Below are 22,182 nucleotides of genomic sequence, written 5' to 3'. Positions count from 1 at the left end.
GTTGTTACCTGCGGTAACCTTAGCCTGTTACCCATACGTGGGAAATGTCAACGGGCCACGGCCTGATCAGCGTCGATGGCGGGCAGGGTGTTACGTTGCCGGGGCGTCAGGCAATCGCAGGGGCGGGGAGACAGACCTATGGAGACCACACAGCAGGCCGAGCAGCAGCGGTCGGCGCGGACGCGACGGCGCCAGCTTCTGGAGGCCGCGGACCGCGTGGTGCTCAGGGACGGGCCCCAAGCGTCCATGAACGCCATCGCCGCCGAGGCGGGCATCACCAAACCCATCCTCTACCGTCACTTCGGCGACAAGGGCGGCCTCTACCGCGCGCTCGCCAAGCGCCACACCGACGCGCTGCTCGACGCCCTGCGGACCGCGCTCGACGCCCCCGCCGAGCGGCGTCGGCGCGTCGAGGCCACGCTCGACACCTATCTCGCCGCGATCGAGGCGCGTCCCCAGGTCTACCGGTTCCTGATGCATCCGGCCGAGGACGCGCACCTTCCCGAGCAGGGCTTCGACGTCGGCCGCCACTCCGCGCCGCTGCTGCGCCGCCTCGGCGAAGAACTCGCCAAGGTCATAGAGGAGCGGGTCGACCTCGGCCCCGACAGCGAGCAACTCTCCCGGGTCTGGGGCCATGGCATCGTCGGCATGATGCACGGCGCCGGCGACTGGTGGCTCGGGGAACGGCCCTGCTCGCGGGAGCAGTTGGTGCGCAGTCTGGCGGATCTGCTGTGGGGGCGGCTGGCGGATGTGAGCGACCGCGCGGGCGGCCCCGGCTTCTGAGGAACCGCCCCGGCTTCCGGGAAACCGCGGAAGGCGCCCGGGCCCCGCGCCCGCGCCCCGACCCGGCACGCTCCGGCGCCCCGACCCGGCACGCTCGGGCTCCCCGTCCCCGCACGCTCCGGCGCTACGACCCGGTGGCCCAGGGCGCCTTGCGCGCGGCACGCAGCGTCCTGGCGCGCCGCCACCCGGAGAGCCGGTCGGGATAGACCAGACCCTCCAGATGGTCGTTCTCATGCTGGAGACAGCGCGCGAAGAACCCCGAACCCTCGATCCGCGCCGGCGCGCCGTCCCGGGTGACGCCCTCGGCCACGGCGTGGTCGTACCGCTCCGTACCGGCCTCAAGGCCGGGCAGCGAGAGACAGCCCTCGGGGCCGCGCAGCGTGATCCCGTCCGCCTCGGTCAATCGAGGGTTGACGAGGTGTCCGAGATGGCGGACGTCCTCGTCGTCCGGGCAGTCGAAGACGAACACCCTGAGAGGCACGCCGATCTGGTTGGCGGCGAGCCCGACCCCCCGAGCGGCGTACATGGTCGCGAAGAGATCCTCGATCAGTTCCGCGAGCGCGGGACCGAAGTCGGTGACAGGCTCGCAGGGGGTGTGGAGCACGGGATCACCGAGCATTCGCATGGCTCGTACTCGCCCGGTACTGCCGGGGATCGGACGGTTTCGCATGACGGTCAGGGTACGGTCCGTGGTAACCCCCGCCTTCTGCCAGGTGCCGCGGTTCGGGCCCCTGGCCGGATCTCGATAGGCTGACCCACGGACCGACGCAAGGAGGATCAAGGCGATGTCAGGCAACACGGACCCGCTGACGCCGCGGGCCAAGCTGGCCGTGACGGCGGGCAGGGCCGCGGCAGCGGTGTCGCGCGCCGCGGGCCGCGGCAGCGGATCGGTGATCGGCGGGAAGGTCGCGCTCAGACTCGACCCCGATCTGCTCGGACGACTGGCGCAGCATCTCGACGTCATCCTCGTGTCCGCGACCAACGGAAAGACCACGACGACACGGCTGATCGCGGAGGCGCTGCGGGCCGCGGGGCCCGTGGTCTCCAACGCCCTCGGCGCCAATATGCCGGCCGGTATCACCTCGGCCCTCGCGGGCGGTTCGGACGCCAAGTACGGCGTGATCGAGGTCGACGAGAAGTACCTCGCCGGAGTGGCGCGGGACACCACGCCCAAGGCGATCGCCCTGCTCAATCTCTCCCGCGACCAGCTCGACCGCGCCGCGGAGACCCGGATGCTCGCCGAGAAGTGGCGCGAGGGCCTGGCCGGTACGAAGGCCGTCGTCATCGCCAACGCCGACGACCCGCTGATCGTCTGGGCCGCCTCCTCCTCGCCCAATGTGGTCTGGGTCGCGGCGGGACAGGAGTGGAAGGACGACGCCTGGTCCTGCCCCGCCTGCGGCGGTGTGATGCAGCGCCCCGGCGACGACTGGTTCTGCGGCGACTGCGGATTCCGCAGGCCGCCGCCCAGCTGGGCGCTGCACGGCGACCATGTCCTCGATCCGCACGGCTCCGCCTGGCCGATCCACCTCCAGCTGCCCGGGCGCGCGAACAAGGCGAACGCCGCCACCTCCGCCGCCGTCGCGGCGACCTTCGGGGTGCCGCCGCAGGTGGCGCTGGAGCGCATGTACCAGGTGCAGGCCGTGGCCGGCCGGTACGACGTGGTGTCGTTCCTCGGCCGCGATCTGCGGCTGCTGCTCGCGAAGAACCCCGCGGGCTGGCTGGAGACCTTCTCCCTCATCGATCCGCCGCCGACCCCGGTCATCCTCGCCGTCAACGCCCGTGGCGCGGACGGCACGGACACCTCCTGGCTGTGGGACGTCGACTACACCCGGCTGGCCGGCCATCCGATCTTCGTCCTCGGGGACCGGAAGCTGGACCTCGCGGTACGTCTCGAAGTCGCCGGTCTGGACTTCCGGGTCTGTGAGACCCCGGACGAGGCCGTACAGATGGCGCCGCCCGGACGGATCGAGGCGATCGCGAACTACACCTCGTTCCAGGACCTGCGCCGCCGTGTCGGCAACTGACCCGGCACCGGCAAACCAGCCCCCTCGGAACCATGAAGGACGAGCGAGAATGAGCGACAGCAGCCTGCGCCTGGTATGGATCTACCCCGATCTGCTGAGCACCTACGGGGACCAGGGCAACGCCCTGGTGGTGGAGCGCCGGGCCCGCCAGCGCCGTCTGAACGTCACCCGTGTCGACGTACGCAGCGACCAGCCGGTGCCGACCTCGGGCGACATCTATCTGATCGGCGGCGGTGAGGACCGGCCCCAGCGGCTGGCCGCGGAGCGGCTGCGCCGTGACGGCGGGCTCAGCCGGGCCGTCTCGAACGGCGCGATCGTGTTCTCGGTCTGCGCCGGCTACCAGATCCTCGGCCATGAGTTCGTCAATGATCTGGGCGAGCGCGAGGCCGGCCTCGGGCTGCTCGACGTGATCTCCACCCGCGGCGAGGGCGAGCGGTGCGTGGGTGACGTACTGGCCGACATCGACCCGCAGCTGAACCTGCCGCAGCTGACGGGGTTCGAGAACCACCAGGGCATCACGCATCTGGGTCCGACGGCCCGGCCGTTCGCGCGGGTACGGCTCGGCGGCGGCAACGGCACCGGCGACGGCACGGAGGGCGCGTACAACGGGACCGTCTTCGGCACGTATATGCACGGTCCCGTGATGGCCCGCAATCCGCAGATCGCGGACCTGCTGCTGAAGCTGGCCCTCGATGTGAACGCGCTGCCGCCGACGGACGACCGCTGGTACGAGGCGCTGCGCGCCGAGCGGGTCGCCGCCGCGATCCAGCCGGCCTGACGCCGTTCTCCGAGGTCTCCGGCGCCCCGCCGCCGGGCGGGGCCGCCGTCGGGGCCTGTCCAGCAGGCGGACGCCGGGTTTCGGTCCCGCCACCGCCCGCCGGTAGGGTGGCGGCGACCTGGTCGGACGATGGGGTCCGGCCGTCGGCCCACGAAGCGAAGGTATTGCGGGCAATGCGAATTGGTGTGCTCACCTCAGGCGGCGACTGCCCCGGCCTCAACGCCGTGATCAGGTCCGTCGTACACCGCGCCGTCGTCGACCACGGCGACGAGGTGATCGGCTTCCATGACGGCTGGAAAGGCCTCCTGGAATGCGACTACCGCAAGCTCGATCTGGACGCGGTCGCCGGCATCCTCGCCCGCGGCGGCACGATCCTGGGCTCGTCCCGGGTGCAGCCCGCGCATCTGCGGGACGGCGTGGAGCGCGCCCGGGGTCATGTGGCCGACCTGGGTATCGACGCGATCATCCCGATCGGCGGTGAGGGCACCCTCAAGGCCGCCCATCTGCTCTCCGAGGCCGGGCTGCCGATCGTCGGCGTACCGAAGACCATCGACAACGACATCTCCTCGACCGACGTGACCTTCGGCTTCGACACGGCCGTCGGCGTCGCCACCGAGGCCCTTGACCGGCTGAAGACCACCGCGGAGTCCCACCAGCGTGTGCTGATCGTCGAGGTCATGGGCCGGCACACCGGCTGGATCGCGCTGCACTCCGGGATGGCCGCGGGCGCCCACGCCATCGTCGTGCCCGAGCGGCCCTTCGACATCGGCGAGTTGACCGAGCTGGTCGGCAAGCGCTTCTCGGCGGGCAAGCGGTTCGCGATCGTGGTGGTCGCGGAGGGCGCGAAGCCGCGCGAGGGCTCGATGGAATTCGACGTGGGCGGCAAGGACATCTACGGCCACGAGCGCTTCGCGGGGGTGGCCCGGCAGCTCTCGATCGAGCTGGAGGAGCGCCTCGGCAAGGAGGCAAGGCCGGTGATACTCGGCCATGTCCAGCGCGGTGGCACCCCCACCGCGTACGACCGGGTGCTGGCCACCCGGTTCGGCTGGCACGCCGTCGAGGCCGTGCACCGCGGCGAGTTCGGGATGCTGACCGCGCTGCGCGGCACGGACATCGTGATGGTGCCGCTGGGCGACGCCGTCGAGACGCTCAAGACGGTGCCCGCCGAGCGGTACGCCGAGGCGGAGTGCGTGCTCTGACCCCGAGCGACGGTTGAACCGCGGGGGAACCCCGCTGAAACCCGATGGAACCGCCCCCGGTCGCGGCCGCGACCGGGGGCGGTTCTAGTCTGGTGCGGACAATCGACACGAATCCGGGAGCGGACGGATGGATCACAGCGGGCACGGCATGACGATGGATCTGCCGCCGTTCACGCTGGGACGGGCACTGGAGTTCTCCCCGGACCTTTTCTTCCTGATCGGCTGCCTGCTGGGACTGGTCCTGTACGGCTGGGGCGTCCTGCGGCTCAGGCGACGCGGTGACAGCTGGCCGGTGGGCCGCACCGTCGCGTTCGTCCTCGGCGTACTGACCGTGGCGCTGGTGATGTGCACCAAGCTCAATGACTACGGCATGGTCATGTTCAGCGTGCACATGGTCCAGCACATGATCATCAGCATGGTCTCGCCGATCCTGCTGCTGCTCGGCGCCCCGGTGACGCTGGCGCTGCGCGCGCTGCCGGTCGCGGGGCGCGGCCACAAGGGTCCGCGCGAGCTGCTGCTGGCGCTGCTGCACAGCCGCTACGTCCGGATCGTCAGTCACCCGGCCTTCACCATCCCGCTCTTCATCGCGAGCCTGTACGGGCTGTACTTCACGCCCCTCTTCGACTTCCTGATGGAGTCCAAGACCGGGCACATCGCGATGATGGTGCACTTCCTCGCGGTCGGGCTGGTGTTCTTCTGGCCGATCATGGGCATCGACCCGGGGCCGCACCGGCCCGGTTATGTGATGCGGATGCTGGAACTCTTCGCCGGCATGCCGTTCCACGCGTTCTTCGGGATCGCTCTGATGATGGCGAGCGAGCCGATGGTCGCCGCGTACCGCGATCCGCCGGCCTCGCTCGGAATCGACGCGCTGACCGATCAGAACGCGGCGGGCGGTATCGCCTGGGCGTTCAGCGAGATCCCGTCGGTGCTGGTCCTGATCGCGCTCGTCTACCAGTGGTACCGCTCGGAGCAGCGGCAGGCGAAGCGCTCGGACCGCGCCGCCGACCGGGACGGTGACAAGGAACTCGCCGCGTACAACGCATATCTGGCCTCACTCCAGGCCCGGGGGCAGTAGCGCGAACCCCTGGTCCCGGGCGACGATGGGCGTCATGGCCCCGGCCTGGAGGAGGACGCACATGTCCGGATCCACCAAGACTATGGGTGTGGTGACCGTCGGCGCGCTGGTCGTCGTGACGGGCTACACCGCGGCGCTCGGCAGTAACGGCTGGCTGTGGTTCGGCTGGGTGGTGCTGGCGCTGATCACGATCGCCATGGCGGCCTCGCGCGGGCACTGAACCCGCGTCGCGCGAATCGGCGCCACGGGAATCCCCGTCAGGGGAATCCGCGTCACGGGAATCCGCTTCGCGCAACCCTCGGGTTGCACTATCGCGGGAGTGGTGCAACCATCGAGTTGCACGTTAGTTCCGAGCAGCGGAAGGTTCCCCTCATGTCCACATCCGATGACCGCATCGAACGGGAGATCACCATCGCGGCGCCCATGGAGCGCGTCTGGGCGGTGCTGACAGAACCGGAGCATGTCGGGCAGTGGTTCGGCCAGGGGCAGCCCGCCCCCATCGACCTGCGGCCTGGCGGCATCATGCACCTGGACCACGGCCAGTTCGGCCAGTTCCCGACGACCATCGTGAAGGTCGATCCGCCGCACTACTTCGCGTACCGCTGGGCGAGCGCGTACCCGGGCCAGGTGGCCGACGAGGGCAACTCGACCCTCGTGGAGTTCACGCTCACCCCGGAGGGCGACGGAACCAGGCTGCGTGTGGTCGAGACCGGCTTCGCCGATATCGTGATCCCGGACGACCGGAAGGACGTGGCCTCGAAGGAGAGCCACACGGCCGGCTGGACGGACATGGTCGTCAATATCCGGGATTACGTGGAGCGACTCGACGCATGACGGCAGAAGCCGACCAGGACACCGTGGCGGAGGTCCTGACCGCGCTGGCGGATCCGACCAGGCGCCGGATTCTCGACGCCCTCGCCACTCACGGCGAGGCGACCGCCACGGTTCTGGCCGGGGAGCTGCCGGTCAGCCGCCAGGCGATCGTCAAACACCTCGCGGTCCTGGACCGGGCCGGTCTGGTCGCCGCGCACCGGGCGGGCCGCGAGGCGCGCTATGCGGTGCGTCCCGCGCGGCTCGGTGTCACCGCCCGGTGGATGGACCGGGTCGCCGCCGACTGGGACTCCCGGCTCACGGCGATCAAGCGTCTCGCCGAGGACGCTGCCACCGACGGGGCCCCGGACCGGTCCTGAAGTCCTGGAACGGTCCGGGGCCTGGTGGATTCGGGGGACCTGGATTCGGGTCACCCGGATTCGGGTCACCTGGATTCGGGGTCACTCGCCTCCGGGATCGAGGGGACGCGGGGTCACGTGGACTCGGTGACGCGGAGCGCCGGCTTCCGGCTCACGCCGGGGGTCGCGCCCGTCTCCTTGGCGCCGTCCGTGGAGCTCTTGAGCGAGTTCAGGATGGCCATGCCCTGGCCGACCAGCCCCGCCGCCATGTCGTTGACGCCGTCGGTGCCGTTCAGGACGGTGAGGTTCGCACCCGATATGCCCCGGGCAGCCGCGTCGGCCAGCGCGGGCAGGTTCTCCACGATGCGGTTGGCCGCGATGAGTTCCTGGTTGCCGTCCTTCAGGGAAGCGGCGCGGGCGGTGTTCGCGTCGGCCTGGGCCTGGGCGAGCGCACGCTCGCTGTACGCGTTGCCGTCCGCCTCGAACTTCGCCCGATCCCGGCCGGCTTCCGCGAGCGTCCGCTGCCGGTACGCCTCGGCGTCCGCCGGGCGCCGGACCTCGGCCTCCAGTCGCTGCGCCGCCAGTCGCGCCTGACGCTCCGCCAGGGCGGTCTGCTGCTCGATGGTGTCCTGCGAGGCCCTGGCCTCCGCCAGTGGTCCCGCCTGCGCGGCGCGCGCGTTGACCTGCTCGGTCTCGGCGAGAAAGCCGGCCCGTTTGATCGCGGTGTCCCGCTCGTACTCGGCCTTGAGCGCGGCGGCCTGCTGCTCACGTTCGGAGGCTTCCTGGTCCGCCTTGGCCTGGGCGATACGCGCCTGGCTCGCGACGGCGGCGGCGTGCGGGGCCGCGAGATTGTTGATGTAACCGGTCGCGTCCTCGATCTCCTGGATCTGGAGGGCGTCCACGACGATGCCGAGCTTCTCCATCTCGCTGTGGCTGCCCTGCTTGACCTCCTGGGCCACCCGGTCGCGCTCGCGGATGATCTGCTCCACCGTCAGTCCGCCGACGATGGAGCGCAGATGACCGGCGAAGATCCGGCCGACCAGCTCTTCCATGTGTTCCTGTTCCGTCAGGAAGCGCCGGGCCGCGTTGGCGATCGACACCGCGTCGTCGCCGACCTTGAACACGGATACCGCCCGGACCTTGAGCCGGATGCCCTGCTGGGTCACACAGTCCTCGACGATCTCCGCCTCGCGCAGCGCGAGCGACAGCATGCGGGCCTTCTGTTTGATGGGCATCACGAAACTGCCGTGCCCGGTGACGATCCGGAACTGTGTGTCCTGTGCCTGCCGTTTGGAACCGGATATGAGCATCGCCTCGTTGGGCGCGGGAACATGCCAGAACAGCATGGGGTACTCCTGTCGAACGACCTGCTTCTTCGTGGTTCGGGAAGGGTTCAGGACGGAAAGGGCTCCACGATGACCGAACGCGCCGAGATCGACTCGACGACGATCACCCGGAGGTTTCTGCCGATCGGATGGTCCGCCCAGGCCGCGTAGGCCTCGGATCCGCCCCGTACGGACACCAGCACCTCACCGGGACCGTCGGCCGGGATCGGAACGGTGACCCGGCCGATCGCGCCGACAGGGCTCTGCGCGGACTCATCTGCCACGGACATACGTCGTTGCTCCACCCGTCTCCCTCGTGGCGGCGCGCCGGGCCCCGGCGGACGGGGTCACTCCGCGGTCCGTATGAGCCCGCGTCCGTACGGTCATCGCATCAGTCGCGATCATGGCGATCACGCTCCTGGGGGCCGCGCCTGCGACCTCGTCCATCATCGAGGACGCCCCCGGCGAAGCGGCCGACGGCGACATACCCTCGTCTTCTTCACATTACTCCGGAGGGGGGCGCGGAAGCATCGCGGGCGCCGGGAGCCACCGCCCCGGACCAGCGGATCCGGGCCCGTGGGCGGCCGGCGGGCGGCCGGCGGGCCGTCCGCGGGGCGGCGACCGGCAGAGGGGGCGGCAACCTTTTCCGTGCGGGCGGCGACCAGGGGACACAGGGACAGACACCCCCCACCCCTCTGGAGGACTCGTGCGGTCAAGAGCCGGCACGTACCCAGCACGTTTCGGATCCCCGCCACGACCGACACGACCATTACGACCACCCCGTGGCCTCGTCCGCCGGGGGATGCCGCTGGGCGTGCTCGCGGTGTCCGGCGCGGTCCTCGCCGGGCTGATGACGCCCGCGCCGAGCGTGGCACGGCCCGGTGAGCGAGAGGTGAGCGCCGCGGCACGGCTGGAGCGGCTCGACCGTGGCCTGGTCAGTGTGCACACGGGCAATGACAACCTGGTCAGCTGGCGGTGGCTGGCGACCGACCCGGACAATGTGTCCTTCAACCTCTACCGGGGCTCCGTCAAGGTCAACACCGAGCCGGTCACCACCACGAACTATCTGCACAAGGACGCTCCCAACTCCGCGGACTACACGGTGCGCGCGCTCGTCAACGGCGTGGAGCAGCCCGCCTCGCCCAGCGCCGTCCAGTTCCGCCCCGGCCATCTCGACGTACCGATCTCCGCCCCGGCGGCAGGGCCGGACCACACGTACGAGGCCAACGACGCCTCGGTCGGCGATCTCGACGGGGACGGCGACCTCGATCTCGTCCTGAAGTGGCAGCCCACCAACGCCAAGGACAACTCCCAGTCCGGGGTCACCGGCACCACGGTCCTGGACGGCTACACGCTCCAGGGCCGGCGGCTGTGGCGCATCGATCTGGGTCGCAACATCCGCTCCGGCGCGCACTACACACAGTTCCAGGTCTTCGACTACGACGGCGACGGCCGGGCCGAGGTCGCCATGAAGACCGCCGACGGCACGGTCGACGGCACGGGAAAGGTGATCGGCAACGCCTCCGCGGACTACCGGAATTCCAGCGGTTATGTGCTCGAAGGGCCCGAGTTCCTTACGGTGTTCGACGGACTGACGGGCGCCGCGCGCAGCACGGTCGACTTTGTCCCGCCGCGCGGCTCCGTCGCCTCCTGGGGCGATTCGTACGGCAACCGCGTGGACCGCTTCCTGGCCGGGACCGCCTATCTGGACGGCACCAACCCCTCACTGATCATGGCGCGCGGCTACTACACCCGTACGGTGATCGTCGCCTGGGACTTCAACGGCGGTCAGCTCACCCGCAGATGGACGTTCGACACCAACAGCTCCACCAACAGCGGCAAGGGCTACGACGGCCAGGGCAACCACGCCCTCACGGTCGGCGATGTGGACGGCGACGGCAGGGACGAGATCGTGTACGGCTCGATGGCCGTGGACGACAACGGCTCCGGGCTGTGGACGACGCGCAACGGCCACGGCGACGCGGCTCATCTCGGCGATCTCGACCCGGCCCGCCCGGGTCTTGAGTACTTCAAGGTGGACGAGGACGCCGCCAAGCCCTCGTCGTACTTCGCCGACGCCAGGACCGGCCAGGTGTTGTGGCAGACCGCGCCAGGCGGTGACAACGGCCGCGGTGTGGCGGGGGACATCTGGGCGGGCAACGACGGCGCGGAGATGTGGTCGGCCGCCGACGGTTCGATCCGTGACAGGGCCGGTACCGCCAAGGGCCGCAAACCGTCCTCGGCCAACTTCCTGATCTGGTGGGACGGCGATCCGGTGCGCGAACTGCTCGACGGCACCCATATCGACAAGTACGGCCCGTCGTCCGACGCCCGGCTGCTGACCGGTTCGGGGGTGCGTTCCAACAACGGCACCAAGGCGACCCCCTCGCTCTCCGGCGACATCCTCGGCGATTGGCGGGAGGAGGTCATCTGGCCCACCGCCGACAACACGGCGCTGCGCATCTACTCCACTCCGCATCCGACCGACCGGAAGATCACCACACTGCTGCACGACCGGATGTACCGGACGGCGCTGGCCTGGCAGAACACCGCCTACAACCAGCCGCCGCACCCCGGTTTCCCCATCGGCGACAAGATGCCCGTGCCTCCCCGGCCTGCCATCACCACCCCATGAGACCGATCGGACCGTTCCCACCGTTCACACGACAAAAGGAGCGCCCCAGCATGACGCGACAACACGGCACCCGCCCCAGCACCGGGAAGCGGCGGGTGATCGCCGGCGGCCTCGGCGCCGCCGCGCTCGTCCTCACCACACTCACCTCAGGACTCACGCTGCCCACCGCCTCGGCTGCCACCTGGCCGTCACCCAACGGCAGCGAGGCGGTCGGCGCGACCAAGCCCGTCAGCGGTTCCGTGGACGGCGGTATGAAGCGCTACTACGGCACCGGTGACCTGGGCAGCGGTGGTCAGAACGAGGACCAGGACCCGATCTTCCAGCTCGCGGACGGAGCGACGCTGAAGAACGTCATCATCGGCGCCCCCGCCGCCGACGGTATCCACTGCTCCGGCAGCTGCACATTGCAGAACGTGTGGTGGGAGGACGTCGGCGAGGACGCGGCCACCTTCCGCGGCACCGGCAAAACGTTCACCGTCAACGGCGGTGGCGCCCGCAAGGCCGCGGACAAGATCTTCCAGTTCAACGGCGGCGGCACCCTGAACATCTCCAACTTCGCCGGTCAGGACTTCAAGACCTTCGTCCGCTCGTGCGGCAACTGCTCAAGTCAGTACAAGCGCACGATCAATGTGACCAACACGGAGATCACCGCTCCCGGCAGTGTGATCGGGGGCATCAACACCAACTACGGTGACTCGCTGACCCTGCGGGGTATCACCATCGTCGGGGACAGCGGCAAGAAGATCGTGCCGTGCCAGAAGTACCTCGGGAACAACACCGGCGCCGAGCCGACGAAGAACGGCTCCGACGCGGACGGCACATACTGCAAGTACAGCGCCTCCGACCTCACCTACAGGTGAGCGCTCGCGAGTGAGCACTGACCTGTGAGCCGAGCGCGCGTCGTGCCCGTCCCCGCCGGTCATCGGCGGTACGGGGGCGGCGCGCGCCTCCCACGCCCCGGTCCCGGGCCGGACGCCTCCGCATACGGCGCGCTGCGCCCGTGGCCGCGTACACGCTGTCATCATCGGTAAGACCGGTATCGCCCGGTGGCGGCGGAACGGAGGGACTCTCCGGATGAATACGATCACCAACTGGCTCGGCGGTCTCTCGGGCTCCGTGGTCTACGCCGTGGTCGGCCTGCTCGTGTTCTGCGAGGACGCCCTGTTCTTCGGCTTCGTGCTTCCAGGCGAGACCGCCGCGGTACTGGGCGGGCTGCTGGCCGCCCAGGGCGGGGTGTCGGTCTGGTGGGTGACGGTGGTCGTGGTGGTCGCCGCGGTCCTGGGCGACAGCGCCGGATACGCGGTGAGCCACCACTTCGGCGACCGGATCCTGGCGACCCGGAGCCTGCGCAAGCGCCACCACCAGGTCGAGCGGGCTCGCGAGATGATCCGGGTACGGGGCGCCTCCGCGGTGTTCTTCGCCCGCTTCATCGCGTTCCTCCGCGCGCTGATGCCGGCGCTCGCGGGACTCTCGGACATGCCGTACCGACGGTTCCTGCTCTTCAACGCCCTGGGCGGGCTGTGCTGGGGCGTGAGCTGTACGGCCGCCGGTTACTTCGCCGGGGCCGCGTTCATCCGGATCGAGTCACAGCTGGGACGGATCGCCGGGGCGGTGATCGCGGGCGTGGTGGTGCTCGCGCTGGGCGCCTGGGCGTACCGGCGCCACCGCCGGACACGCCCACCGCGCGACTGACCGGACCGGGCAGCTGGGCGCCTGGGCGTACCGGCGACACCGCCGGACACGCCCACCGCGCGACTGACCGGACCGGGCGCGACGCCCGCGACCGCCCCGGACCGCTCCGTCCGGCCTCAGCGGCGCTGGAGCGAACTGCCGTCTGCCACGACGCCCGACAGCTCGTTGGTGCCCTTCGGCAGGGTCACGGAGGCGATCTTCTTGCCGGTCGCCAGGTCGATGGCGAGCAGCGCCTTCCCGCTGGGGTCGGAGACGTACGCGGTGTCGTCGCGGACGAACAGGGTGGGCCGGGCCTGCTGCCAGTCCAGCGGCTCCTGCCACTCGCCCACTGCCGGGATCTTCTTCTCGGTCCTGCCGGTGTCCGGGTCGATGACATGGATGGCGCCGTCGGTGCCGAGGACGAGGGCCTCGCCCCGCGGTCCGCGGGCGAGGGAGCGGAAGGAGTAGCTGGTGCCCAGGTCGACCAGGCGCAGCTTCTTCTTCTCGGTGTCGATGAGGGAGATGCGGGTGGGCCGCTCCAGCTCGGCCTCGGGGTCGGTCTTGTAGTCGCCCAGGAGGACCGGGGAGGTGTCGCTGCCGGCCTGGTTGCCGATGCGGCCGTAGGCGTCGGGGGCGTCGACCTTGGTGAACTCACCGTCCTGGTAGATCAGGACACCGTCCTCGCAGCCGACGGCGACGGCCTCGTCCCGGGCGGCCGCCTCACCGTGCACGCCTGGGCACTTCTCGTTGCGTGTGATCTCCTTGTCGTTCTCGTCCAGCACCAGCGCGCCGGTCCGCTTCTCCTCGGTGCCGAGGGTGCTGAGGAGTTCTCCGTTGGCCAGTTCGATGGCGACACCGTGGTGTGCCTCGGCGGAGGTGTAGGTGCGTCCTTCCGGCTTCTTGCCCGTGCTCAGGTCGGCGGGGGCAAAGACGTTGACCTCTCCGGTTCCGTCGCTGAAGAGCACGGTCCTGCCCGCGTGCCGTACGACGTGGCCGGGCTTGGCACCCTTGTACTCGATGTCGGTGAGGGCCTGTCCGGTGGCGTCGAGCAGACGGAAGCCCGTGTCGGTGGAGACGACGACGTGGTCCTTGTCACCGGCGGGGTTGACCCGGTTGAAGCCGGGCAGCCCGATGGTCCTGGTCAGCTTGAGGCTCTCGCCGTCCAGGATGTACAGGCCGCCGTCGAAGGTGGCGACCAGCGGGTCCTTGACCGTGGCCGTGGGCGTGGCGCTCGCGGCGCCGTCGGCCTTGGTGTCGGAGGAGGAGTACTCCCCTCCACAGGCGGCCAGGACCGTGGACACCGCCAGGGCGAGTGCCGTCCCGGTGAGGGCTCTGCCGCGTATCGACTTGTTCATCGGTGTGTTCCTTTCCGCGCCGCTCGGTGGCGGCGGTGGGTGCGTGATGGTTTCGGGTCCGGTCGGCCGGTGCCCGTTGAAGGCTCAGGGAGTCAGCCGCCGGTCAGGCCGTCGGCCATGGCGGTGGTGTTGGCGCGCATCATCCGCAGGTAGGTGTCGGCGCCCTCGCCCTCGGCGGTCAGCGACTCCGAGTACAGCTCCACGACCCGGACCCGGCCGCCCAGTTCCGTGCGCAGGACCTCGGCGAGCCGGCTCGGCTGGGAGGAGTCGGCGAACACGGTGCGCACGCCGGCCCCCTCCATCGCCTCGGTGAGCGAGCGCAGGTCGGAGGAGCTGGGTGAGGCCAGGGTGGTGCCGCTGGGGAGGACCGCGCCGATCACCCGGAAGCCGAAGCGGTCGGCGAGGTAGCCGAAGACGTGGTGATTGGTCACCAGGGCGCGCCGGTCCTCGGGGACGCGGTCGAAGGACTTCTCCATCCAGGCGGTGAGGTCCGCGAGTTCATCGCCGTAGCGGTCGGCATGTGCGCGTATCGCACTGTCGTCCACGCCGTCGACGTGCTCGATCACCTGGTCGGCTATCAGACCGGTGGCCTTGCGCACCCGGTCGGGGTCGGTCCAGAAGTGCGGGTCGGGTTGTCCTTCCTCTTCCCCGGGGCCGCCGTCGTCGGACGTACGGAAGACCAGCGGGTCGATCGCGTCGCCGACCGCGAAGGTGGCGACGCCGGACTCACGGGCGGCGTCCACATGCCGCGCCACGTTCTCCTCCAGCCCCAGGCCGTTGTGGATCACGAGGTCGGCGCGCTCCAGCTCGGCGGCCTGGACCGCCGACAAACCGAAGGAGTGAGGGTCGGCGTTGGGTTTCATCAGGACGGTGACATCGGCCTCGTCACCGACGATCTGCCGGGTGATGTCACCGAGGATGTTGGTCGTGACGACGATGTCGGGCCGCTCATCGCCGGTGGTGCAGGCGGAGGCGGCGGAGGCCATGACGAGGGCGAGCAGGCCCACGATCAGATGGCGCGGCCGTGCCGCGCTCACCCTCACGCGCCGCGTCGCCGCGCTCCGGCTCATCGGCCGGTCTCCGCCATGAGGACCGGCTCGATGTCCAGGTCGAAGGAGCGCGCGATGCGCAGGTCGTCGTTGTAGTCGATCTCGAACACCCGCTTGCCCTCGGGGTCGTTGACGTAGGCGCGGCTGCGGTCGACCTCGATGACGGGGGCGCCGCTGTCGGTGCCGGCCGGCTCTTCCCCGGTCAGAAGCGTCTTGGTCCGCGCGATCCGCTTCCCGGTGGCGATGTCGTAGCCGTACAGCGAGCCGTCGGTCTCCAGGACGAGCAGCGGGGAGCCCTCTCCGGCGGTGTTGGCGGCGACGACGGGACCGGTGTCCACGCGGGTCCAGCTCCGCTCGGAGACGTCCAGGACCCATACGGCGTCGTTCCCGGCCGGAGCGGTGAGGACGGCGCTGCCGGGGCGCTGGCGGAAAGAGGTGGCTCGTTCCCGCACCGGCACGTCCTCGTCGTACGGGATCTTCTCGGCGGTGAAAGCGCCGTCCTCCTCGCGGACGAGCAGGGCGCCGTCGGCGCAGCCCAGGATGGCGCCGCGCCGGGTGACGGCGTCGCCTCGCGGTTGCTCGCACTCCACGTCCGGGGAGGCGACGCGCTCGCCCTCGCGGTCGAGCACGACGAGTTTCGCGGTGCCGCTCTCGTGCACGAAGGCGAGCAGGTGCTCCTCGTACGGCACGACGGCCCCGGTGTAGGTGCCCGCGAGCGTCCCGGACGAAGCGATCTTGCCCTTCTCCAGCTCGCCGCGGTCGTAGAGGACGGTCTTCCCGTCCTCGTCGGTCACGGCGGTCACGACGGCGTCGCTGCGTATCCGCGCCTGACGCCCCACGGGAAGCTCGCCGACGCCGCGTATCGCCGCGCTGTAGTAGTGGACGTGGTCCCCGTGGTCCACCATCCAGGCGCCGCTGTCGAGCACGTACGTGCCGCCCGAGGCGTGGAGGTAGCCGAACCGTCCGTCCGTGACCAGCCGGACGGCACCTTCCGTCCGGGTCGTCTTGTGCACCGTGCCGGTGATGAGGTCGAGGACCCTGCTGTGTCCGCTGTCGGGGTCATTGAGGAGCAGGCGGGATCGCTGCTCGGCGGTCTCCTGTGCTCCCTCGACGTACCCGTGCCGAGTGGCGGACGGGGAACTCGCCGCAGCCGGTGAGTCCTTGTCCCTCTCCCCCGCACAGCTCGTGGTGAGCAGTGCGCTGAGCACCAGTGCGGCCGAAGCCCACGGAGTGACGTTTCTGGGGACGGTCATGACGATCGCCTCGGGTTTCTTTCAGTTGACTTGGGCGGTGGGAGCGGGGCGCGCACGGCGGTGCCGCAGACCGGACGCCATGTGGGAGAGGAAGAACAGACTCACCGCGAGGGCCGCGACGGTCGCGCCGGCGGCGGTGCGCAGGTGCCAGGAGAGCAACAGCCCGCCGAAGGTGGCGGCGACGCCGAGGAGCGCGGCGAGCGCCATGACCTCGCGGACGCGGCGCGCCCACGGCAGGGCCGCCGCCGGGGGCGCGATGAGCAGGCCGAGGACGAGCAGCGTTCCCACGATGTGGAACGAGGCCACGATGGCCAGACCGAGCAGGCCGAGCAGCACGGCGTGGGCCAGGCGCGGACGCAACCCCAAGGTCTGAGCCTTGCGCGAGTCGAAGGCCAGGGCGAGGAAGGCGCGGTGCCCCAGCACCGACACCGTCAACGCCGCGAACAACGCCACCGCGAGCAGGAGAAGGTCCTGCTGCCGGACGGCGAGGACGTCACCGAACAGGAAGCCGGTCAGGTCCACCGCGAAGGACTGCGAGCGCGACACGATGATCACGCCGAGCGAGAGCATGCCGACGAAGAGCAGCCCGATGCCGGTGTCCTGGGACAGCCTCGGTGTGCGTCCCAGTACGGTGACGCCCGCCGTCATGACGGCCGCGCTCGCCACCGCGCCCACCAGCAGGTTCCCTCCGAACAGCGCGGCCAGCGCCACCCCCGGCAGCAGACCGTGGGACATGGCGTCGCCGAGGAAGGCCATCCCCCTCAGAACAACCCAGGTGCCCGCCAGCGCACAGATCGCGGACACGAGCATCCCGCCCCACAGGGCTCGTTGCACGAAGGTCACCTCGAACGGGGCCGTCAACCATTCCATGCCGACGGACACTACAATGAAAATCATGTTCAAGAAACCAGACCTCTCGCCCGTCGCGGCCCGGGGGCGCATGCCCCTCGTCCGCTTCACCGGGTTGTGCGCCGGCTATCCAGGACGACCCGTCCTTGATGAACTCAGCTCAGAGATAACCAAGTTGGCGACAACGGCACTCGTCGGCCCGAACGGCAGCGGCAAGTCGACCCTGCTCGGCGTTCTCGCCGGTGTGATCCATCCGACATCCGGCGAACTGCACCACTACGGGGAACAGCCACCCGCCTTCGTGCCGCAGCGCGGAGCCGTCGGCGACACCCTGCCGCTCACCGTGCGGCAGACCGTGGAGATGGGGCGCTGGGGCATACGCGGACCGTGGCGTCGGCTGACCCGCCGGGACCACGCGGCGGCGGACGCCGCGCTCGACCGGCTCGGCATCGGCGACCTCGCCTCGCGCCAACTGGGAGAACTGTCGGGCGGGCAGCGTCAACGCGCCCTCATAGCACAAGGATTGGCACAGGAGTCGGACCTGCTGCTTCTCGACGAACCGGCCACGGGCCTGGACCCTGAGGCAACGGAGCGGATCGGCGCACTGCTGACGGCGCTCGTCGCCGACGGCGTGACGGTCGTCCACGCCACACACGACCTGAGTGCCGCACGTGCGGCGGATGTGTGCCTCCTGCTCCAGGACGGCCGCCTCGCCGGACAAGGGCATCCGGACCAGGTGCTCACCACGTCGGCACTGGCCCGATTCGGGCACCCTGCGGCGGGCCCGTCACCAGCGTGTTGACGCGAACATAGGCCGGTCAACCCCACGGGCGTCCAAGCCTTTGACAGGACGGGCGGAGCCCGTGCGGAAGGGGCTCCGCGCGGTCCTCGTGGCCGATGACCCGGCTCCTCGTCCCGGGTCGACGTCAGGGCTCGCGATGCCTCGGTGCCGCCTCGCGAGGCCCCGGCGTGGCGGCGTCCTCCCGTGTCCCCGCCGTCCCCGGCGTCCCCGGCGTCCCCGAGCGCTCCCAGGCGGCCCGCTGCCCGGCACGCTGTGGCGTGCGTCCCGGGCCGGCTGTCCAGCTCGCGAGCAGCGCCAGGGCCTCGGCGGAGGGCGAGCCCTCGGCCGCCGTGTAGACCACGAGTTTGTGGTCCTGCCCGCCGTGGACGTCGAGGGCCTCGTAGTCCAGGTCGATCCGGCCCACGTCCTCGTGCCGCAGTCGCATATGGCCGCTGAGGCAGGCCGAGACCTGGTGCGCGGACCAGATCTCCCGGAATTCGGCGCTCTTGACGGCCAGCTCGCCGATCAGCTCGTTCAGCGCGGGGTCCTCGGGGTGGCTGCCGACGTCGGCGCGCAGTACGGCCGCGTAGTCGAGCGCGTGCTGCCTCCAGTCGAGATGCAACTCCTTCGCCCGGGGATGGAGAAAGAGCCACTTCGCCAGGTTGCGGTCCTTCACCGGGAACTCCGCCGGGTCGAAGAAGACAGCGCGGGCCAGCTGGTTGGCGGCCAGGACGGTCAGCCCGCGGCCGAGGACCTGGGCGGGCGAGCCGAACTGCGCGAGCATCCGGTGGATCACCGGGCGCACCCGCTGCTCCGTAGGCCGTTCGGTGGTCCGGGCCGTGCTTCTTGTCTGCCGGGCGACCAGGGAGAAGAAGTACTCCCGCTCGGTCACGTTCATCCGCAGTGTGTCCGCGACAGCCGACAGGACCGCCTCTGACACCTGACGGGTGCGGCCCTGTTCCAGCCGGGCGTAGTAGTCGACGCTCACTCCGGCGAGCTGGGCCACTTCCTCGCGGCGCAGTCCGGGCACCCGTCGGGAGCGGGCCGGGTCGGAGTACCGGGGCGGGGCAAGGCCCACGTCTTCCGGTCGCAGCCGGGCCCTGCTGGCCCGCAGGAAATCACGCAGCTCCGCGGAGGAGTCCATCGGGGAGTCCATGCCCTCCATGGTCGCCGATGGAGCGAGGGACGCGGACGGCGAGGGGGGCACTGGCAGACCTAGGCAGAGCGGTGCGCGTCTCAGGCACCCCAATCGATGTAGTTCAGCGTTCAATCAAAGTGTCCGGCCAGAGACGCCCCGAGACGAGGCCGGGCCGACCGCCCAACGGATGCCTTCCGGTCCGGCGAACCCCGCGACCCGACTCCGAGCAACAGAGAGCGTGAGGAACATGAGCACCGACCACACCACCAGCACCACTACAGGCACCGCGGCCGCCGGTGACCCGGCCGACGGGGCGGAGCAGCCCTTCGACGTCGTCATCGTCGGCGGCGGCTCCGCCGGAGCGGTGCTCGCCAACCGGCTCAGCGCCGATCCGGCCCGCCGCGTCCTGCTCCTCGAAGCCGGACGCGCCTACGCCCCCACCACCTATCCGGACGTCCTGACCAACCCCGCAAGGGTGGCCGGCGACGCCGATCACGACTGGGGCTACACCGCCCGCACCGGGCTGGTCGACCAGGACCAGCCCGCCCCGCGCGGCAAGGCCCTCGGTGGCAGCTCCGCCGTCAACGCGGCCGTCGCCCTGCGCGCCCCGGCCGACGACTTCGCCCGCTGGACCGAGCGCCACGGACTGACCGGCTGGACCTACGCCGAGGTGCTGGAGTCGTACAAGCGGCTGGAGAACACCCCCACCGGCAGCGACGCGTACCACGGCCGCAGCGGGCCGTTTCCCATCCGCCAGCGTACGTACGAGGAACTGACCCCGTCACTGAAGGCGTTCATCGACGCGGCCGAGGGGCTCGGACACGCCCGGATCGACGACTTCAACGGGCCCGGGCAGAAGGGTGTCGGAGGCTACCCGGTGAACGTGGTGTCGGGCGTCCGGATCAACTCCGCCCTGGCCTACCTCACCCCCGAGGTGCGCGAGCGGCCCAATCTGGTGATCGCCGGTGACACCGAGGTCGACCAGGTCCTCTTCGACGGCACCACCGCCACCGGAGTGGTGACGGTCGACGGCACCGTCCACCGGGCGGCCGAGGTCGTCCTCTCGGCCGGCTCCTACGGCAGCGCCGCGATCCTGCTGCGCTCCGGCGTCGGCCCGGCCGACGACCTGCGGGAGCTGGAGATCCCCGTGGTGGCGGATCTGCCGGTCGGCCGCCGCTTCCAGGAGCAGCCCTTCTACTACAACGTCTACGCGCTCACCGAGCAGGCCAAGTCGATGACCCCGGTCTCCGGGGCGCTGCTGTGGACCGCCTCCAGCGAGGCCCGCGGCGACGAGTTGGACATCCATGTCTCGGCGACCCATCTCTTCGACCCGGCCGCCACCCCCACCGGAGGGGCGATCGTGCTGGCCGTGTCGGTCGTCCGCCCCGACTCGGTGGGCACCTTCCGGCTCCGCAGCCGCGACCCGAAGGACGCCCCGCTGATCGACTACCACTTCCTGGCCGAGGACCGTGACGAACGCCGCATGGTCGAGGCGGTCCGTCGCACCAGGGAACTCGCCCGGCACTCGCCCTTCGCCGAACTGGTCCACTCGGAACTCGCGCCCGGTCCGGACGTCCAGGACGACATCCAGCTCACCGCCGCCGTCAAGCAGCAGCTCGCGGCCTATCTCCACCCGACCTCAACCGCACCGATGGGCGGTGAGGGAGACCCGTGGGCGGTCGTGGACAGTCTGGGCACGGTGCGAGGCGGCGTGACCGGGCTGCGGGTGGTGGACGCCTCGATCTTCCCGGACGTACCGGGAACGGCCACCAATGTCACCACGATCATGGCGGCAGAGCACATCGCCCGGAAGGCGTACTGAACGACGGACGCCGGTCGGCACGACGAACGACGGCCGGCCGGCACACTCCGGTGTTCCGGCGGCCGTCGACGGATTCCGGGTGCCCGAGCGCGGTTGCGGAAACGCCGTGCTACCAGAGCTGTCGGACGTTGTCCCCGAAGGTCCAGCCCTTTGATCCGTCCCAGTTGATCGACCAGGTCATCAGGCCCTTCAGCCCGTTGCCGTAGGTGTTCCAGGCCTGCGACACCAGGTTCGGCGCCATATAGCCGCCCCCGGCGCCCGGTTGGGCCGGCAGTCCGGGCACCTGCTTGTCATAGGGGACCCTGATCGTGGTTCCCTGGACGACAAGTCCCCTGTTCAGGCAGTCGGTCTGCGCGGTGAACCCCTGGACCGTACCGGCGGAGTACGAGTCGCCGGAGCAGCCGTACATGCTGCCGTTGTAGTACTGCATGTTCAGCCACCAGAGCCGGCCGTTGTCGGCGTACTTCTTCACAATGGGCAGATAGGCGCCCCAGATCGAGCCGTACGCCACGCTGCCGCCGGTGACATAGGCCGTCTCGGGCGCCATTGTCAGGCCGAAGTTCGAGGGCATCTGGGCGAGTACGCCGTCGATGATGCGGATGAGATTGGCCTGCGACGCCGACAGTGTGTTGATGTTGCCGCTGCCCACGAGCCCTGTCTCGATGTCGATGTCGATGCCGTCGAAGTTGTACTTCTTCAGGATCGGCACCACTGTCGCGATGAACCGGTCGGCGACGGCGCTGGAGCTGAGGTCGATCCCGGCCGCCGCGCCGCCGATGGACATCAGGGTGGTGAGGCCGGAGGCCTTGGCCTGGCACATCTCGGCCGGGGTCGCGACCTTCACCGTCGCGTCCATCCCGTCCTCCCACAGGACGGTGCCGTCCGAGCGGATGACCGGGAACGCCGCGTTGATCACGTTGTAACCGTGGTCGCGGATACGGGAGTCGGTGATCGGAATCCAGCCGAGCGGGGGGTGTACGCCGTTCGCCGCGCCGTCCCAGTTCTCCCAGTACCCCTGGAGCACCTTGCCGGTGGGCTTCGACTTGACCGCGCAGGTGTCGGCGGCGGGCGCCGCGCCGGGCGCCGCCGCGGCGACCAGTGTCTGCATGACGAAGGCCATGGCGAGGCCGACCCCCAGCACGCGCGATATTCGGCGGATCATGCTGTGCTCCCTTCCGACCATGCCCGCCCGCGACCGGTCGGCGCGGCGGACTGGGAACGTACGGTGGGTAGTTGGGGGAAACGTAGAGAGGTCCAGACCTCCCGTCAATAG

22 protein-coding genes are annotated in these 22,182 nt (G+C 70.2%); 13 read left to right on the top strand and 9 right to left on the bottom strand.

All coding sequences use genetic code 11. From position 1 onward, the window contains the following. The first annotated feature begins 138 nt into the window (after positions 1-138). Positions 139-783, top strand: coding sequence for a TetR/AcrR family transcriptional regulator (locus tag ABTZ59_RS19045; RefSeq protein WP_351402108.1), 645 nt, complete (start codon positions 139-141; stop codon positions 781-783). A gap of 124 nt (positions 784-907) precedes the next feature. Here ABTZ59_RS19045 and def read toward each other — a convergent pair whose 3' ends face one another. Continuing rightward, the gene (def, locus tag ABTZ59_RS19040; protein ID WP_351402097.1) at positions 908-1,453 is read right to left on the bottom strand and encodes a peptide deformylase; all 546 of its coding nucleotides are present in this window, start codon (positions 1,451-1,453) and stop codon (positions 908-910) included. 115 nt (positions 1,454-1,568) lie between these two features. Between def and ABTZ59_RS19035 the strand changes: the two genes are divergently transcribed. The 7 genes from ABTZ59_RS19035 (at position 1,569) to ABTZ59_RS19005 (ending at position 7,052) form a co-directional block, all read left to right on the top strand. Further along, entirely contained in the window at positions 1,569-2,807 is a 1,239-nt protein-coding gene (locus tag ABTZ59_RS19035; RefSeq protein WP_351402080.1) for a Mur ligase family protein, read from the top strand. A gap of 49 nt (positions 2,808-2,856) precedes the next feature. Then, positions 2,857-3,585, top strand: a complete 729-nt coding sequence (locus tag ABTZ59_RS19030; protein ID WP_351402067.1) for a type 1 glutamine amidotransferase — start codon at positions 2,857-2,859, stop codon at positions 3,583-3,585. 173 nt (positions 3,586-3,758) lie between these two features. Beyond that, positions 3,759-4,784, top strand: a complete 1,026-nt coding sequence (locus tag ABTZ59_RS19025) for a 6-phosphofructokinase (protein ID WP_249948719.1) — start codon at positions 3,759-3,761, stop codon at positions 4,782-4,784. A 127-nt stretch (positions 4,785-4,911) separates the two neighbouring features. Continuing rightward, positions 4,912-5,862 (top strand): cytochrome c oxidase assembly protein, encoded by a 951-nt coding sequence (locus ABTZ59_RS19020; protein ID WP_351402053.1) that lies wholly within the window; start codon positions 4,912-4,914, stop codon positions 5,860-5,862. 61 nt (positions 5,863-5,923) lie between these two features. Continuing rightward, a complete protein-coding gene (locus ABTZ59_RS19015) occupies positions 5,924-6,082 on the top strand; it encodes a hypothetical protein (protein WP_249948717.1) in 159 nt (52 codons plus the stop codon). A gap of 152 nt (positions 6,083-6,234) precedes the next feature. Beyond that, complete coding sequence (locus ABTZ59_RS19010; protein ID WP_351402044.1) at positions 6,235-6,696, top strand: SRPBCC family protein; 462 nt, start codon at positions 6,235-6,237, stop codon at positions 6,694-6,696. Then, positions 6,693-7,052: an ArsR/SmtB family transcription factor gene (locus ABTZ59_RS19005; protein WP_351402032.1), complete on the top strand. Its 360-nt coding sequence runs from the start codon at positions 6,693-6,695 to the stop codon at positions 7,050-7,052. Before ABTZ59_RS19010 ends, ABTZ59_RS19005 begins: the two co-directional genes overlap by 4 nt. 113 nt (positions 7,053-7,165) lie before the next feature. Here the strand turns inward: ABTZ59_RS19005 and ABTZ59_RS19000 are convergent, their stop codons facing one another. Further along, positions 7,166-8,377, bottom strand: a complete 1,212-nt coding sequence (locus ABTZ59_RS19000; RefSeq protein ID WP_351402014.1) for an SPFH domain-containing protein — start codon at positions 8,375-8,377, stop codon at positions 7,166-7,168. A gap of 47 nt (positions 8,378-8,424) precedes the next feature. Next, positions 8,425-8,646, bottom strand: coding sequence for an NfeD C-terminal domain-containing protein (locus ABTZ59_RS18995; RefSeq protein WP_249948713.1), 222 nt, complete (start codon positions 8,644-8,646; stop codon positions 8,425-8,427). A gap of 512 nt (positions 8,647-9,158) precedes the next feature. Between ABTZ59_RS18995 and ABTZ59_RS18990 the strand changes: the two genes are divergently transcribed. The 3 genes from ABTZ59_RS18990 (at position 9,159) to ABTZ59_RS18980 (ending at position 12,683) form a co-directional block, all read left to right on the top strand. Beyond that, entirely contained in the window at positions 9,159-10,991 is a 1,833-nt protein-coding gene (locus ABTZ59_RS18990; RefSeq protein ID WP_503003112.1) for a rhamnogalacturonan lyase, read from the top strand. A 50-nt stretch (positions 10,992-11,041) separates the two neighbouring features. Then, positions 11,042-11,851, top strand: coding sequence for a pectate lyase (locus ABTZ59_RS18985; RefSeq protein WP_351402000.1), 810 nt, complete (start codon positions 11,042-11,044; stop codon positions 11,849-11,851). 214 nt (positions 11,852-12,065) lie between these two features. After that, entirely contained in the window at positions 12,066-12,683 is a 618-nt protein-coding gene (locus tag ABTZ59_RS18980) for a DedA family protein (RefSeq protein ID WP_351401992.1), read from the top strand. A 116-nt stretch (positions 12,684-12,799) separates the two neighbouring features. On the opposite strand, the gene aztD is transcribed toward ABTZ59_RS18980, so the two are convergent. The 4 genes from aztD to aztB form a co-directional block, all read right to left on the bottom strand. Next, positions 12,800-14,017: a zinc metallochaperone AztD gene (aztD, locus tag ABTZ59_RS18975; RefSeq protein WP_351401984.1), complete on the bottom strand. Its 1,218-nt coding sequence runs from the start codon at positions 14,015-14,017 to the stop codon at positions 12,800-12,802. A gap of 92 nt (positions 14,018-14,109) precedes the next feature. Then, entirely contained in the window at positions 14,110-15,087 is a 978-nt protein-coding gene (gene aztC / locus ABTZ59_RS18970) for a zinc ABC transporter substrate-binding protein AztC (RefSeq protein WP_351401966.1), read from the bottom strand. After that, positions 15,084-16,319, bottom strand: coding sequence for a hypothetical protein (locus tag ABTZ59_RS18965; protein ID WP_351401942.1), 1,236 nt, complete (start codon positions 16,317-16,319; stop codon positions 15,084-15,086). The genes aztC and ABTZ59_RS18965 overlap by 4 nt, the downstream gene beginning before the upstream one ends. A 21-nt stretch (positions 16,320-16,340) precedes the next feature. Beyond that, the gene (aztB, locus tag ABTZ59_RS18960; RefSeq protein ID WP_351401932.1) at positions 16,341-17,189 is read right to left on the bottom strand and encodes a zinc ABC transporter permease AztB; all 849 of its coding nucleotides are present in this window, start codon (positions 17,187-17,189) and stop codon (positions 16,341-16,343) included. A gap of 16 nt (positions 17,190-17,205) precedes the next feature. Between aztB and aztA the strand changes: the two genes are divergently transcribed. Then, the gene (gene aztA / locus ABTZ59_RS18955; protein WP_351401918.1) at positions 17,206-17,970 is read left to right on the top strand and encodes a zinc ABC transporter ATP-binding protein AztA; all 765 of its coding nucleotides are present in this window, start codon (positions 17,206-17,208) and stop codon (positions 17,968-17,970) included. A gap of 124 nt (positions 17,971-18,094) precedes the next feature. On the opposite strand, the gene ABTZ59_RS18950 is transcribed toward aztA, so the two are convergent. Beyond that, positions 18,095-19,105: a helix-turn-helix domain-containing protein gene (locus tag ABTZ59_RS18950; RefSeq protein ID WP_351401901.1), complete on the bottom strand. Its 1,011-nt coding sequence runs from the start codon at positions 19,103-19,105 to the stop codon at positions 18,095-18,097. 229 nt (positions 19,106-19,334) lie between these two features. Here ABTZ59_RS18950 and ABTZ59_RS18945 point away from each other — a divergent pair, with 229 nt between their 5' ends. Further along, positions 19,335-20,909 (top strand): GMC family oxidoreductase, encoded by a 1,575-nt coding sequence (locus ABTZ59_RS18945; protein ID WP_351401889.1) that lies wholly within the window; start codon positions 19,335-19,337, stop codon positions 20,907-20,909. A 109-nt stretch (positions 20,910-21,018) separates the two neighbouring features. On the opposite strand, the gene ABTZ59_RS18940 is transcribed toward ABTZ59_RS18945, so the two are convergent. After that, positions 21,019-22,071, bottom strand: a complete 1,053-nt coding sequence (locus ABTZ59_RS18940; RefSeq protein WP_351401880.1) for a chitinase — start codon at positions 22,069-22,071, stop codon at positions 21,019-21,021. Between the last annotated feature and the right edge of the window lie 111 nt (positions 22,072-22,182).

It is taken from the genome of Streptomyces sp. NPDC094034, from assembly GCF_040303865.1.
Lineage (GTDB): Bacteria > Actinomycetota > Actinomycetes > Streptomycetales > Streptomycetaceae > Streptomyces.
The sequence above is the reverse complement of the archived record's forward strand: the minus strand, read 5'-3'. Positions and strand labels throughout refer to the sequence as shown.